Origin of the sequence: Tahibacter harae, assembly GCF_024437735.1 — a bacterium.
Classification (GTDB): domain Bacteria; phylum Pseudomonadota; class Gammaproteobacteria; order Xanthomonadales; family Rhodanobacteraceae; genus Tahibacter; species Tahibacter harae.
In genome coordinates, this window is sequence record NZ_JANFQO010000007.1 from 48,758 (window position 1) to 62,494 (window position 13,737).

A 13,737-nucleotide genomic window follows, 5' to 3' on the forward strand; every position below is an offset into this window, starting at 1 on the left:
TGACCCGGGGGCGTGAGAGCCGGAATTCGGGCTCGACTCCACCCCATACGGATACCGGGATCGGCCTCATGAGCACCGAGGCGCATTGATCGCCGCTCCCTCACCCAACCCTCTCTCCCAAGCGCACGAATGCGCTTGGGAGAGAGGGTTGAGCGGCGGTCAAGCCATGCCCTGGCGAAAATCGCGCCCGTCTATCCCGTGCTTCTTCAGCAGCTTTCCCAGCTGCCGCCGCTCGGTGCCGCACAGCCGCGCGGCTTCGCTGACATTGCCGTAGGAATGGCGCATCAGTTCGGTGAGATAGCCGCGCTCGAAAGTGGCGATTGCACGCGCCTTGGCCACAGTGAAAGGCGAGATGGCGCCGTCCTGCGCCGCGGCGGGTTCTGCGGCGGCCAGGGCCGGCAGCACCAGGGACAGTTCGGCCACGCCGATTTCCTCCTGGCTGCCGTGCAGAAAGGCGCGCAGGGAGACATTCTCCAGTTCGCGCACATTGCCGGGCCAGGCATAGGCGCGCAGCCGCTGCAGTGCCTGCGCCGACCAGCGCTTGGCGGCCGCGCCCATGCGTCGCGCGGCCTGGTCGAGAAAATGCTGGGCCAGCTGGGCCACATCGCCGCCGCGTTCGCGCAGCGGCGGCAGACAGACGCAGAGCGGGCTCAGGCGGTAATAAAGGTCGTGCCGGAAGCGTCCGGCGCGCACCAGGGATTCCAGCGGCGCGTTGGTCGCGGCAACTACCCGCACATCGGCCTGAACCGACTGGCTCTCGCCGACTGGCCGGTAGCAGCGGTCCTGCAGGAAGCGCAGCAAGGTGACCTGGCCCTTGCCCGAAAGCGCGTCCACCTCGTCCAGGAACAGGGTGCCGCCGCGCGCATGGTCGACCAGCCCGGCGCGCGCCGTGCGCGCATCGGTGAAGGCGCCGCGGCGGTGGCCGAACAATTCCGCTTCGATCAGGGTGTCGGGCAGCGCGCCGCAGTTCACCGGCACGAAGGCCCGCGCCCGCCGCGGACCGGCGTAGTGCAGCTGGCGCGCGGCCAGCTCCTTGCCGGTACCGGTCTCTCCCTCGATCAGCACCGGCGCATCGCAGTCCGCATAGCGCCGCAGCAGACGCACCGCCGTGCACAGGCTTTCCGACGCGCCGATCATCAGCTCGTCCAGGTCGGTCATAAGGCCTCCTCGTCCCTCGCAGGATGCCGGAAGACGGACTCCTGTCCGCCTCCCGATCGAACGTGCGCGGACAGCGTCTGCGCGCGTTCTCCGGCAAACCGCCCGCTGGCGCGGCCGATTCCCGCGCGACCCTTCCCAGGATCGCCCGGCAGGCTTGTTCCCGACCGCCCGCCGCCCACCGGCACCCCGCCCCCAGGACACCGCCCCGCCTGTATACCATGCAAAAGTTTCGCAGAGATGGACTACCGCGCGGTTAACGCAAAGCTCATGCGGCCATAGCTGTTTCTGCACAAACCACGCAAAAAACCGCCGCGGCGGCGTCTATCCACTGCCGCCAGCGCCGCGATGCTCCCATCCTGGAACCGCCGCGCCGCAGGGCGGCCCTCCAGTACACAACGAGGGAAAGCAGGAAAAGCGTACATGGCAAATCCGCCCGCGCGGCGCGCGGGGATACGCCGGCGCAGCGTTGCCGCAGGACAGCCACGGACGCGGCGGCATACGGGGAAAAATCCGCCCGGCCGCAGCAGCGTGGATTCGGCCGTGGATGGCGCAATGACGGCGGGCAGACGGCGGTGCCGTGGCGGCGGGCAGGTCCGGCGATCTGTACGCCAACGGCGGTATCTCGCCGCCCCGCGTTGCCGGGACCGCCGCGTTATCCCCAGACCTCGCCCATCACCCGCGCGAAGTTTCCGCCGAGGATCTTTTCTATGCGCGCATCGGAATGCCCGCGCGCGGACAGCCTGGCCGCCAGCACCTCGAAGCGGTTGGGCATGTTCAGGTCGGGGATGAACGTGTACAGGTCGGCCGGCCGGCCTTTGGCGAAGATGCGGTCCTCGACCATGTTCCTGATGAACTCGCGGTTCTCCTGCTCGAACTGCGGCGTGCGCCTGGCCGCGGCGACGCCGCTGTCGGTGCCGATGCCGACGTGGTCCTCGCCGCAGACCTTGACCGCGTGTTCGATATGACGGATCACATCCTCGGCCAGGGGCTGGGTGTCCTCGCGCAGATAGGGCCAGAAGATGATGCCGGCCACGCCGCCGCGCCCGGCCATGGCGCGCAATTCGCTGTCGTGGACATTGCGCGGCAGGTCGGCCAGCGCGCGGCAGCCGGTGTGGCTTATCAGCATGGGCGCCTTGCATGCGGCCAGGCCTTCCCTGATCGTGCGCGCGGCGCCGTGGGCCAGGTCGACCACGACTTTCTCGGCGTTCAGGCGTTCGATCACCTTGTGGCCGTAGTTGCTGATGCCGGCGTCGCCGGGTTCCATGCAGCCGTCGCCGACGATGTTGCGGCGGTTGTGGGTGAGCTGGATCACGCGCACGCCGAGCTGGCGGAACTGGGCGATGCGGTCCAGGTCCTCGCCCAGCGGCTCGGTACCCTGGAAACCATAGATGATGCCGGTACGGCCGTTGCGGCCGGAGGCCTTGAGATCGGCCGCGCGCTCGACCCGGTACAGATGCTGCGGATGGCGCGCGATCACCGCGTCCCATTTCGCGATCTCTTCCTTGGCCCGCGTATGCGCCGCGTCATCCAGCCAGAAGCGTCCCTGCGGCGCGACCGTGGTCAGCACGGCGCCGAGGCCGGCTTCGCGCACCACCTGCAGCTCCGCGGCGGTGGCGGCGGCATCATCGACGGTATAGACGAAGTCGAAACTGGCGGCGCCGTCGATGGCGTAGATATCGCGGTAGCGTTTCCAGCGGGCGGTTTCGGCGGTAGCGGCGTCCGGTGCGGCGCCGGCCGCAGTCCGGTCCGGATCCGCAGGATTCGCCGGCTGGGCCGGCGCGCCGTTGCCGATTCCCGCATAGAGCGCGCCCAGGCCCGCACCGATCAGCAGATCACGCCGCTTCATCATCGCCGTACTCCCGTTTCGTGGCGCGGCGATTCTGCATCAGGCCAATGCGGCTACGAAAGTCCCCGTAGGCCGGCGTGCGGAAGCGGTGCAGCCTGGACCGACAGCGCGGCGGACGCGATCCGGGGATCGCAAGCCGGAGCATCGGATCCGGCCATGCAATTCGCGGCGGCACAGCTCGTGGCGTGGTGCCGGGACCGCGCCGCCGCAATTCGCGGCGGCGCGGCAAGCCGCTGGACTGGTGCGGAACGGAACGCCCGCCGCCTCAGTCCGCCAGTGCCGCCGCCGCGGCCAGGCCCGAAACCACGCCCAGCGAAGGATCGCCATAAACCATGCGCACCTGCGGAAACTGCTGCTGCACCGCCGCACGGATCAGCGGTGCGCGCGAGGAGCCGCCGGTCAGGAAGATCGACTGCGGCGCCTCGCCGATATCGGCGCGGGCGCGCTGCAACAGGCTGCCCAGGCGTTCCAGGAAATCCGCATAGGCCGCATCGCGGTGGCTGCGCTCCAGCGTCACGCTCAGGCCGTCCTCGATGAAATCCAGATCCACCTCGCCGCGGGTTTCCTCGCCGAGCAGGATCTTCATGCGTTCGGCTTCGCGGTTGAGCAGCGAAGTCGCCCCCAGACGCTGCAGCGCCTGCAGGCGCTGGCGGAACGGCGCCGGCGCGTTAGCATGGCGATGGCCGCGGAACTCCTTCTGCAGCGGCGGGCTGTGCACGCTGGCGGCTTCGCGGAAATGGTGTACCGGAATGCCCGGCTCGCCGCGGCCGAACAGCGGCATGAAGGCGGCCAGGCTCAGCTCTATGTCGATGTCGGTGCCGCCGCGGGGCAGGCCCCAGCTGCCGAACACACGCGGCGCCGCGGCCTTGCCGCCGACTTCCGCATAGGCCACGTCAGTGGTACCGCCGCCGACGTCGACGATGAGGCTGCGCTCGGCCTCGGCGAGCTGGCCGTGGTAGTGCATGGCCGCCGCGGCGGGTTCCTCCAGGAAAGCCACCTGCTCGAAGCCGGCCGCCGCCGCGGCCTCGCTGAGCATATCCAGCGCCTGCTGCGTACCCTGGGTCCCCTGGGAACTCTTGAATTCGACCGGCCGGCCGAGGATGGCGCGGCGCACCGGGCGGTCCAGCTGGCGTGTGGCGCTGAGGCGGATGTGCTCCAGCACATGGGCGGCGATATGCAGGATCACCTTGCGCGCGTTCGGCAGCAGGTTGTAGCCGAGCATGGACTTGGGCGATTCCACCAGATGGCCGTAGCCATCGTGGATATAGGCCTCGATCGCCTCGTCGCCGAACAGGGCGTCGCTGAGCCGCGGCGCGGCGCTGCGCGACTCGCGCGCCTGCGCCTCCATCCAGCCGCGGCGCACATTGCGCAGGGCGGACGCGCGCAGCTCGGCCTCGCTGCGTGCGGTGGGTTCCGACAGTACGGCCAGGGCCTCGGCGCGCTGCGCAGCGGGCAGGCGGCCGGCCTCGGCCACGCGCTGCTGCCAGGCATCCACGGCGCGGCGCTGGGCGGCACGGGCGGCGCGCAGCTGGTTTTCCAGTTCCGCCTCCAGCGCGGCGGTGAGCACGAAATCGGCCGGATCGGGTACCGCGGCAGGGAAAAACACCGCGGTGCGGAACTGCAGCTGCTCGCCGAAGCGTATGCCCTGCAGGCGGCCGTCCACACAGGCGGCAGCGGCCGAATAGCTGGTTCCGAAGTCAATTCCTATCTGCATGGCGGGGGGCACGGCGCGGCGGGCGCGCGAGTGTAATGAGGCGGGCCGCGCTTGTCGCGCGGCGCAGGCTGGAAGGGTTCTGTGCCATCGAGCGGCGCTGCGCCGGATAACGGCGTTCAGCGGCATCTGCGCCGGTGCTGTGCCCGCAGCCGCGGTGGAATGCGGCGGGCTCGGCCCCGGACGACTGCATCGGCCTGCACCTGCCGTGCGGCAAGCAGCGGCCGCCCGGCAATTCTCCGGCGGCACGCTGGACTGCGGCGTGCCAAGCGATTCCCGGCCACCGCCGTTGCGGCTTTTGCGCGCGCGGCAGCAGAACTACGAAGAATTGCGTAGTAGCGGCGGCGTTGCTAGGCTGGCGCGCCTGCGCCCGCCGGAGTCCCGCCGTGAACTACGCCGCATTGTGTTCGTTGTGCGCCACCCTGCTGCTCGCCCCACTGCCCCTGCTGGCCGGCCAGGCCACGGAACCCCTGGGATTGCAGCGCCGGCTGGAACCCGTGGCCGCCGACCACGACGCAGTCCACGCGGCCCGTTCGCTGGCCGCGCAATTTCCGGCATTGAAGAATTCCACACTGACACCCAAGGTCCTGGCCCAAGGACGCAACCGCGTACAGCAATACCGCCAGGAAGTGGCCGGCATCGAAGTCTGGGGTGCGGGCATTGCCGTGTTGCAGGATGCGCAGGGCAAGGCCCGCGTCACCGCTTCCAGCCTCAGCACGCGCGGCGACAGCGCCGCCCTGCCCGCCTTCGCCCTGCAGCCGCAGCAGGCGCTGCAACAGGCCCTGGCCGCGCTGGAGCTGCCTGCCACGGCGCAGCAGGCCAAGCGCAGCGGCGGCGACGCCTATCTGCGTATCGAACTCCACGGCAGCGGCGAACTGCGCGCGCTGCGGCCGGCGCGCATCAAGCCGGTCTGGTATCCGGCGGCGGACCGCCTGATCGCCGCCTACTACAGCGAAGTGCTGTTCGCGCGCCGCGGCGAAACCCGGCCGCTGGCCGAAGCCCTGCTGATTTCGGCCGAGGACGGCCGCATCCTGCGCCGCAACAGCCAGATCCACGATCTGCAGCCCTTCGGCTACCGCGTGTTCGCCGGCAGCGACGGGCATCCCTATGTCGATGCCTACGGCCATACCAACCCGCACCCGACCGCACAGCCCGACGGCTACCGGCCCACCGTGCCGGCGCCCATGTCCCTGCTCAGCCTCAGCCATGCCGGCATCAGCACCGGCGATCCCTGGCTGGCCGACGACGCCGGGGAAACCCGCGGCAACAACGTCGATGCCTTCTTCAACGCCGACACCTTGTACGAAGGCGATTGCAGCGGCGAAGGCTGGGGCCCTGGCTTCAACGCCGCCGAAGGCGACTTCCGCCCGCATACCAACGGCCCGCGCCGCTTCGACTACGCCTACGACGCCAGCGCCACGCTGGACGACTACGTGCAGTGCTACGAGCCGGAAGCGCCGATCCCGACCGGGCTGGCCTCGCTCAACGCCCGCGTGGTGCAGGCCTTCTACGCCGCGAACTGGCTGCACGACGTGTTCTACGACGCCGGCTATGACGAAGCCTCCGGCAACATGCAGGTAGACAACTACGGCCGCGGCGGCCTGGACAACGATCCGCTGCTGGTCCACGGCGCGCACTTCTCCACCTTCACCTACGCCCCGGCCGACGGCGAAAGCGGCGCGCTGAGCCTGGGCGTCAATCTGCAGAGCCGCAGCAACCGCGACGTCAGCGCGCTGGACTTCGGCGTGCTCGCGCACGAATGGGGCCACACCCTGTTCGGCCGCCTGACCCAGTCCGGCTATTACGGCCAGCCTGGCGCGATCAACGAAGGCACGGCGGATTTCATCGGCCTGTTCCTGACCGTGCGCGAGCAGGACCGCCACGCGCGGCCGGGCCAGCCGGAGTTCTCCGGCGCCTATGCCGTCGGCGCGTACATGAACCTGGATTACGACTACCGCGCCGACGACCTGCCCCGCGCCGGCTCGCCCGGCTATCCCGACAACAGCTATTACCACGGCATACGCCGCTATCCATCCAGCAGCGACCTGGCGCTCAATCCGCTTACCTTCCGCCACATCGGCCTGGACAACCCGGTTCCCGCCGGCAGCGCGTCATTCGACTGGAAAGGACGCTCGCGCTCGAATGCAGAAATCCATACCGCCGGCGAAGTATGGACCGCCGCGCTGTGGCAATGCGCGCGCAACGTGCTCGCGGACACGCCGCCGGCGCAGTTCGACGCCGCGCACCGGCGCTTTCTCGAATGGCTGGTCGCCGGCCTCAAGCTGTTCCCGGTCGATGCGACCTATACCGAAGCCCGCGATGCATTCCTCGCCGCCGTGCGCGCCGACAGCGAAGCCGACTACCGCCGTTGCCGCAGCGGTTTCGCCAAGCGCGGCCTGGGCGCCGGCGCGGTCTCGCCCGCGCGCGATTCCTTCAGCCTGCGCGGCGTGCGCGAAAGCTTCCGCGACGGGGAACACGCACTGGACATCATCGAACTGAAGCTGCTGGAAGTCGCCGGCGACGGCGACGGCGTGCTCGATCGCGAAGAAACCGGCCGTCTCGCCGTGCGCCTGCGCAATACCGGTTTCTCGCCGCTGTCGCGCATCACCCTGGCCGTGCCGCCGATACCGGGCTTCTACGATCTGCCGGATCGCATCTATGTGGACAATGTCGCGCTCCCCGCCGGCGCCGATACGGAAATCAGTTTCGACTTCCGCGTGCGCAGCCGCCGCGGCGTGCTGGACCTGCCGGTGCAGGCCTTCGCCTGGGACCAGCAGCACCCGGAAGCCTTCGCCATCGCCAGCCAGAGCTTCGCCACCAACTACGACCTGCGCCGCGACAGCCGCGTCGACAGCGCCGCGCATGCGGCCACCTTCGGCGCGGACTGGACCCGCGGCTTCGAGGATCCGCACGGCTGCGCCCTGTTCATCTGCACCGGCGCCGAAGGCGACCAGCTGGCCGAGGTGCTGGACTGGAAGCGCCAACGCTACAACGGCCGCTGGGCCTATGTGCTCGGCGATCCGCAGCTGAGCCTGAATGCTTGGCTGGCCACGCCGCCCTTCGACGTGCCGGCCGGCGCGACGCTGGAGCTGGCGCTGCGCCACGACTACGACTTCGAGCGCTCGTCCACCAGCTTCGGCAGCGGCCGCATCGAGATCCGCCTGGGCGACGGCCCCTGGCTGCCCGCCGCCGCGCATGTCGCCGGCGGCGCCTGGGAATTCAACGGGGTATCCAACGGCTGGCGCGATGACACCCTGCGCTTCGGTGCCAATGTCGCCGGCCAGCGCGTGCAGCTGCGGCTGCGCACCAGTGTCGCGTCGATATTCCGCGAGAACGATGCGCACTGGGCCGTGGCGCGGGTGGAGATACGCGGGAGTGCGCAGCCGGTGTTTTCGAGTGTGCAGGCCGATACGCAATGAGTGCATGAGCGGTGCACCACGGCCCGGGATCTCGCTGCGGATCCCGGGTCTGTCGCGGCTTGCCGTCGTGATGCGGCCCGGGCCGCCGGCCAGTGAATGTGGTCAAGCCGCTGGCGCTTGCGTCTGCAAGATCAGCGCTGTCGCGGGGATGGCGATCGAATCGCGAGCCGCGGCGGAACACAGGCAGGCGATGCAGAACGGAAGAATCATCATTGAGGCAAAAGTCGCAGCCGGGACTCGTTGAAACATGCGCCCGCCCTTCAAACAAGCGGCGGTGCCGGGCGGGACGAAACTGCGGTACCGGAAAGTCTTACCCCTTGGAGTACGGCGTGCCGAAAGCGGCCTGATGCTTGATCGGGCGCTGCAAGGTCGCTTTATCCCGAATGCATCGTGTTGGCGGCGCCCGGTACCGAGGCCGCCTGGTGCTGCACAAAGGCCTGCAGGTGCTGCGCGCCACGCCCGATGTGCCCGGGTGCACATCCGGGCCATACGCTGCTGGCCGGCGAACCCGCCTTCCAATCCGGAATATCCAGGGTCGCGCACGCGCGACGGCCGCCTTCATCGTCCCTTGCGGACTGCCGCAACGCGAGACAGCGGCTCTTCCCTGCAGCCGTTCCCAACTTGACCGGCGCGATTGGCTGGAAACCGTCGTATTTCCTTCACACCGTACGCGGCAAGCTGCATCGACATAACGGAGGCATGCTCCATGCGCTATGCGGTAGTGTTGCTCGCGCTCGCCATGCCGGCCGTCGCCTGGATGTCGAACCAGCATGTGTTCGGCCCGGACAACGGCACGGTATCGGACATGTACCCTACCTTGCTGGCGGCGGCCGGCTATGCCTTCTCGATCTGGGGCCTGATCTTCGTCCTGGATATCGCCTATGCGGTCTGGCAGCTGAATGCGGAGCGCCAGCCCGTGCCGGCCGTGCGTACGCCGGCAGCCCTCGGCTTCGCGCTGACCGCGGCATGGATGCCGGTGTTCTCCTGGGGCCAGTTCTGGCTGGCGCTGCTGATCATCTGGTGCGCCTGGGCCGCACTGCTGTGGGCGTCCGTGAAGCTGGTGGATGCGCCGTCCCAGGCTGGCCTCTATCCCTGGCTGGCCAAGCTCCCATTGCCGTTGCACGCAGGCTGGCTTTCGCTGGCGATCTTTCTCAATACGGCCCAGGTCGTGGTTGCGTATCGGCTGCTGGATACCACCGCCATGCTCGGCTGGAGCCTTGCGCTGTTCGGCCTGGCCGCGGCGCTGTTGCTGATCGTCACTGCGCGGCTGCGAGGAAATTGGGCGTTCGTGGCAGCAGCGATCTGGGGACTGGTTGCGGTCGCCGTGAAGCAGTTCGGCGCAGGTCTCGACGGCAGCAAGGTCATGGCCTGGGCCGCGCTGGTTGTCGCCGCTGTCGTGCTGGTGCAAGCCGTGGCTTTGCAGCTGCGCCGGAGTTGATCAGGGCTTTGTCGGATCGAGTCGTTCGTTGACGGCTCGTATCTGTCGCACCGCCGACAAAGTAAGCACGGACAGTTCGGATAAACGGCCTTCTGGTGGTTGTTCGCGCTCGATCCGCACAGTGATTTGTACGCTCTTGTCGGTCAGCCGGCTTAACGACGAGGTTATCCCGACCGGCCAGTCGTATGTGTCCACGCGGTCGATAAAAGCGCGACGGTCCGCCGAATCCAGGCATTCGGCGGCCCTGCTGGCATTGTGGCTGCCAAATTCCCATGAGGTGTTTGGCAGCAGATAGGCGCAAAGTGCCTTTCCCGGGGCATATCCGAAGTGTCGACAGTCATGCGTCATGAGCGTTTCTGGCGTATCGCCGCCCCACCCTCCTCTAAGCACAACCGAGTGGCTTTCGCCGGGCTTGACGCTGGCGGCGAATGCGGCAATCCGGGAGCACAGCTGGTCCTCGCTGCTCGCGGCTCGCAGGGTGCAGGACGACAAGGCCGGCAGAACGAGCAGGACAAGGCAGTGAGAGCCGGGGCGGTTCATGATGGCGTTCTCATGGGGTTATGGGTGTCCTGGTTACGTCCTGGTTACGCAGGCAGCGGGGACGCCGCTGGGGATCGTCTGGCTTGGTGGTTGGCCGGTTCTGCATTGTGGGTGTCCTGGTTTTCCGCCTCCTGGTTTTCCGCTGCGCGTGGTCGTGGGTGTCCCAATTACGTCGGGGTCCCAATTACGTGCCAGTTACGCTGGAAAGCGTCCGGCCTGGCTGTCGGCCGGTCGGAATTGTGGGTGTCCCGGTTCATGCCGGCTCGTGCGCTGGCGTGGGCAGACACTCAGGGCGTGCCACCTTTGACGTAAATAGCAAGGTAGGTGATCGTTGGGGCACCGATGCCAAGGCAACCAGGCTGCGACACCTGGAATACGGAATGCAGTTTGTAGCCTTGGGCCGCGCGAGACGAAAAGCGCTGGCCAAGCGCGGTAACAGCAGTGTTCGAGAATTGCGCGCCAATCGGCTCTATCAGATATTCCATTTGCTCTCTCCTTACGGCAAGTCAACGCCTCCACGCCCCGGCTTGCAACGCAACAGACGGAAAAGCGTTGCGGTAAGGCCGCCGAAAAAACCACGCTTGCGGAACGCAAGCTCTGAATAGCGGGAACAACTGGGGTCACACACGCAGCGCAGACCGACCGCGGCCGGCCTGACGCGCCTGTAGGCCCGAAGTGACCGAATGCATGTGCGCAGCCAAAGCGGATGACGTGGCAACTCAAGCGCGTCAACTTCAGCATCCAGGCTGGTGCGGCCAGCGAAGGCTCGCAGCACGGACGGCGCCAAGTCAGCACCTACTTGCAGGTCGATTTCGATGCCGTCGAGCTTTATGCGCGCCATGAATTCCCCGTCATGAGTGCCGAATGCTTGTGCTGAAATCAAGCCACGCCGCGAAGCGGCATCGGTTTGAATGAATTGACTGTGGACCGTCAAGTCGGTCGCCATTGCATTTCAGCGACCAAGCAAGACCTGCCAGATCAACTGCCATCAGTCCCGGCATCCTCCCATCCCTGCGGCAGATTCGCTTTTGTTGCCGATACGCTGTTCCAGCATGCCGCACTGCGGCTGGCGGTACCCGAGTGGCCCGGCTCCGGATCACCCGACTGGAATCGTTTTCGTGGAGAACGCGATACCGGGACGATCAAAGACCGGACCGTCGTCGGCACCGGCCTGAGCGCACAGCAGCCAAAGCGTCGCGGAGTGCAGTCCCTGTGAGTATGGCGTCGCCCCCTCTCCCGCTACCGGCGGTGCCGAGATCGGCGAGATAGGGACATTCCTGGTGCGTCGACCTGGGACAGGCTTCGCCAGGTCAGCGAGCAATGTCGATACGTGCGCCGAGATGAAAGGCAGACGAATCGGGACACCCATGTTATCCGGCGTCTTGCATACCGACACGCAAACGCCAGTGCACCAGGTTGCCGCAGAGAAGCGAAAACCAGCGCCAGGGCGCCGATCATCGTCGTGCGCAAAAACAACAAGGCCGCCCTCGGGCGGCCTCGTCGCATTGCAGATGCCGGCGCCTGGCCGGCAGTACTGTCCTACTTGGTCCGCACGATCGCCGTCAGCGAGGTCGCCGGCATCGGAGCTACGCCAGTGCGCTGCTGTACTATCGCCGGTTGCGCCTGCCCGCCCGTCACGCCGAAGCGCAGCCAGCGCGGACCGCCGCCGCCGCCGTAGCCACCGGTAAACATTACGCCATTGCTCAGGGGCACCGTCGCCATCGGGAAGCCGCCGAGGCCGCCGTAGACCGAACGGTAGTTCCAGCTCAGATGGGTGTATTCCGGAGCGATGCCGGCGACGGCGTCATCCACGTAGCTTGCCACGGCCATGTCGCGCGCCCATAGGTTGGGATCGGCGCCCAGCCGTGCCTGCAGATTGGCGATGCCCTTGGTCGTAGCATTGGTCAGCGCGGTGAAGAAGCTGGCTTCCGAACCACCGAGCCGATCCGCGGCGTAGCGCAGGAAATGTCCCATGACCGCGTCCTGCTGCACCTGCGATTCATGTTGGTTGACGGCGCCGATCGCAAACGGCGTACGCCGCAGCGGCCCCACGCGCACGCCATTCAACGGTGCTGTCGTCGGATTCTGCAGGTAAAAGCTGCGCACATTGCTGTAGCGCGGGTTGATGTAACTGTTGAACGCCGCCACGCGCCGCGATGCGTTCGGGCCTGTGGTCAGGTCGGCGAGCTGGATATTGCTACGGGTGGTCAGGCCGAACGAGCTGTTGAAGAACAGCAGCTCCTCGGAGATCCACGCCAGTCCTTCGTCCAGCCAGGGTTCTTCCAGCTCCGGAGCGCCGTTGACGTACATGCGCCGCGATGCATTGACCAGATGGGTGTGATGATGCATCAGGGTGCGCACGGCGTTGCCGGCCACGAAGCTCAGTGTGCGCACATTGCTGTTCACCTGGCCGGTCGGGTCGGGCACCATCATGTAGAGGTATTCGCCTTCGTTGCTGCGCGGACAGCTGCCGGGGTCGGCGCTGAACAGGTCGCGCGTTTCGAACGCCCCGGGAGCGAAGCTGCTGCTGGCCGGCGGCGACAGCTCGTTCAGTGCACGGGTAAAGAACACGACGACGCCGCCGTTGCTGTCGAGGTCGGTGACTTCGCCGAAGTTGGCCAGCTGACTGTCGCGCCCGCCCGAGTACACCGACGAACCCAGTACGCCGCCCGCTGCCGTGGTGCCCGGCGCATTGCCGTCGAAGATATCGCGGATCTGTTCGAATTCCAGGCGCGAGAATCCGCCGGGTACGGCGGGCACATAGGTGCCGGAACCGGCCGGCTGCTCGATCACTTCCTGCACCAGGTACAGGCGCGGCTTCGCCGGCGTGGACACGGGCGACACCGCTTCGACGCGGCCCTTGCGCATGTCCAGCGTGCCGCTGCAGCCCGGTGCGGCCTGAATATCGAGGATCTGGTCCACCGCCGGCGGGCCGCCGCCGGTGAGCTGGGGCCTGGTCTGGATTTTCACCTGTGCGAACTTGTCTGCCGAGCTGAAATCAGGCAGATCTGCTGCCTGTTCGAGATGGAATTCGCGCATCTCGGGATCCGTCAGCGGCGCCAGGCCCGCGGCCAGTGCGCCCGAGTCCGGGGCGATCGGCGTAGGCGGACCGGTCACCGGGACGATGTTGTTGGCCGTGGTGCTCACCGAGAGCGCGGCGCTGTCGGCGGTGTTGACGGGGATCAATGTGTACTCGCTGTCCGCCGCCGCACTGTTGACGCAGAAATCGCTGGCCGCGGCCGGATCGAGCAGCCGCACCTCGCCCAGGTTCAGGGTGACGCAGGCCGCGGTGCCGACCGTAATTGGCAAGGCACGCGAGGCGACGCAGCCGTTACCATCGGTGGCAACGATGCGCGCCATCGCGCTACCGAGGGAAGCCGGTGTCGGCGTGCCGCTGAGTATGCCGGCGCTGGACAGGCTCAGACCGTCAGGCAGCCCTTCGGCGGTGTACTGGTAGGTGCCGCCGGCGCTGACCGAGAACTCCACCGGCGTATACGACTGCAGAATATTGGCATTGGGCAGGCTGCCCGGGGCCACGTTGGCGGGCAGGCATTGCGCGCCCGCGGCGCCGGCGAACAGGGCGGCGCTGCCGGCCAGGACAGAAAGCGTCTTCTTCATGCGCGGC

9 protein-coding genes are annotated in these 13,737 nt (G+C 67.6%); 2 read left to right on the plus strand and 7 right to left on the minus strand.

Annotated features, from left to right (window positions below; genetic code table 11):
* Positions 1-159: 159 nt before the first annotated feature.
* The 3 genes from NM961_RS09370 to NM961_RS09380 all read right to left on the minus strand — a co-directional run bounded on the left by NM961_RS09370 (position 160) and on the right by NM961_RS09380 (position 4,718).
* Positions 160-1,158, minus strand: a complete 999-nt coding sequence (locus tag NM961_RS09370) for a sigma 54-interacting transcriptional regulator (protein WP_255913936.1) — start codon at positions 1,156-1,158, stop codon at positions 160-162.
* A 652-nt stretch (positions 1,159-1,810) separates the two neighbouring features.
* A complete protein-coding gene (locus tag NM961_RS09375; RefSeq protein WP_255913937.1) occupies positions 1,811-3,007 on the minus strand; it encodes a dipeptidase in 1,197 nt (398 codons plus the stop codon).
* A gap of 262 nt (positions 3,008-3,269) precedes the next feature.
* Positions 3,270-4,718 (minus strand): Hsp70 family protein, encoded by a 1,449-nt coding sequence (locus NM961_RS09380; protein ID WP_255913938.1) that lies wholly within the window; start codon positions 4,716-4,718, stop codon positions 3,270-3,272.
* A 383-nt stretch (positions 4,719-5,101) separates the two neighbouring features.
* On the opposite strand from NM961_RS09380, the gene NM961_RS09385 reads away from it, so the two are divergent.
* Together NM961_RS09385 and NM961_RS09390 are read left to right on the plus strand one after the other, a co-directional pair.
* Positions 5,102-8,134, plus strand: a complete 3,033-nt coding sequence (locus NM961_RS09385; protein ID WP_255913942.1) for a M36 family metallopeptidase — start codon at positions 5,102-5,104, stop codon at positions 8,132-8,134.
* 706 nt (positions 8,135-8,840) lie between these two features.
* Positions 8,841-9,572 carry a TspO-related membrane protein gene (locus tag NM961_RS09390; RefSeq protein WP_255913943.1) on the plus strand — a complete coding sequence of 244 codons (732 nt, stop codon included), beginning with the start codon at positions 8,841-8,843 and terminating at the stop codon, positions 9,570-9,572.
* Here NM961_RS09390 and NM961_RS09395 read toward each other — a convergent pair whose 3' ends face one another.
* From NM961_RS09395 to NM961_RS09410, 4 genes are all read right to left on the minus strand, one after another.
* Positions 9,573-10,112 carry a hypothetical protein gene (locus tag NM961_RS09395; RefSeq protein WP_255913944.1) on the minus strand — a complete coding sequence of 180 codons (540 nt, stop codon included), beginning with the start codon at positions 10,110-10,112 and terminating at the stop codon, positions 9,573-9,575.
* Positions 10,113-10,399: 287 nt separating this feature from the next.
* Complete coding sequence (locus tag NM961_RS09400; protein ID WP_255913945.1) at positions 10,400-10,597, minus strand: hypothetical protein; 198 nt, start codon at positions 10,595-10,597, stop codon at positions 10,400-10,402.
* Between the two features lie 11 nt (positions 10,598-10,608).
* Positions 10,609-11,058, minus strand: coding sequence for a membrane protein insertion efficiency factor YidD (gene yidD, locus NM961_RS09405; protein ID WP_255913946.1), 450 nt, complete (start codon positions 11,056-11,058; stop codon positions 10,609-10,611).
* A 593-nt stretch (positions 11,059-11,651) separates the two neighbouring features.
* Complete coding sequence (locus NM961_RS09410; RefSeq protein WP_255913947.1) at positions 11,652-13,730, minus strand: Ig domain-containing protein; 2,079 nt, start codon at positions 13,728-13,730, stop codon at positions 11,652-11,654.
* Positions 13,731-13,737: the final 7 nt, after the last annotated feature.

Coding starts and splice junctions, on each gene's coding strand:
- NM961_RS09370 (WP_255913936.1), bottom strand. CDS start 1,158: ATGACCGACCTGGACGAGCTGATGATCGGCGCGTCGGAAAGCCTGTGC.
- NM961_RS09375 (WP_255913937.1), bottom strand. CDS start 3,007: ATGATGAAGCGGCGTGATCTGCTGATCGGTGCGGGCCTGGGCGCGCTC.
- NM961_RS09380 (WP_255913938.1), bottom strand. CDS start 4,718: ATGCAGATAGGAATTGACTTCGGAACCAGCTATTCGGCCGCTGCCGCC.
- NM961_RS09390 (WP_255913943.1), top strand. CDS start 8,841: ATGCGCTATGCGGTAGTGTTGCTCGCGCTCGCCATGCCGGCCGTCGCC.
- NM961_RS09395 (WP_255913944.1), bottom strand. CDS start 10,112: ATGAACCGCCCCGGCTCTCACTGCCTTGTCCTGCTCGTTCTGCCGGCC.
- NM961_RS09400 (WP_255913945.1), bottom strand. CDS start 10,597: ATGGAATATCTGATAGAGCCGATTGGCGCGCAATTCTCGAACACTGCT.
- yidD (WP_255913946.1), bottom strand. CDS start 11,058: ATGGCGACCGACTTGACGGTCCACAGTCAATTCATTCAAACCGATGCC.
- NM961_RS09410 (WP_255913947.1), bottom strand. CDS start 13,730: ATGAAGAAGACGCTTTCTGTCCTGGCCGGCAGCGCCGCCCTGTTCGCC.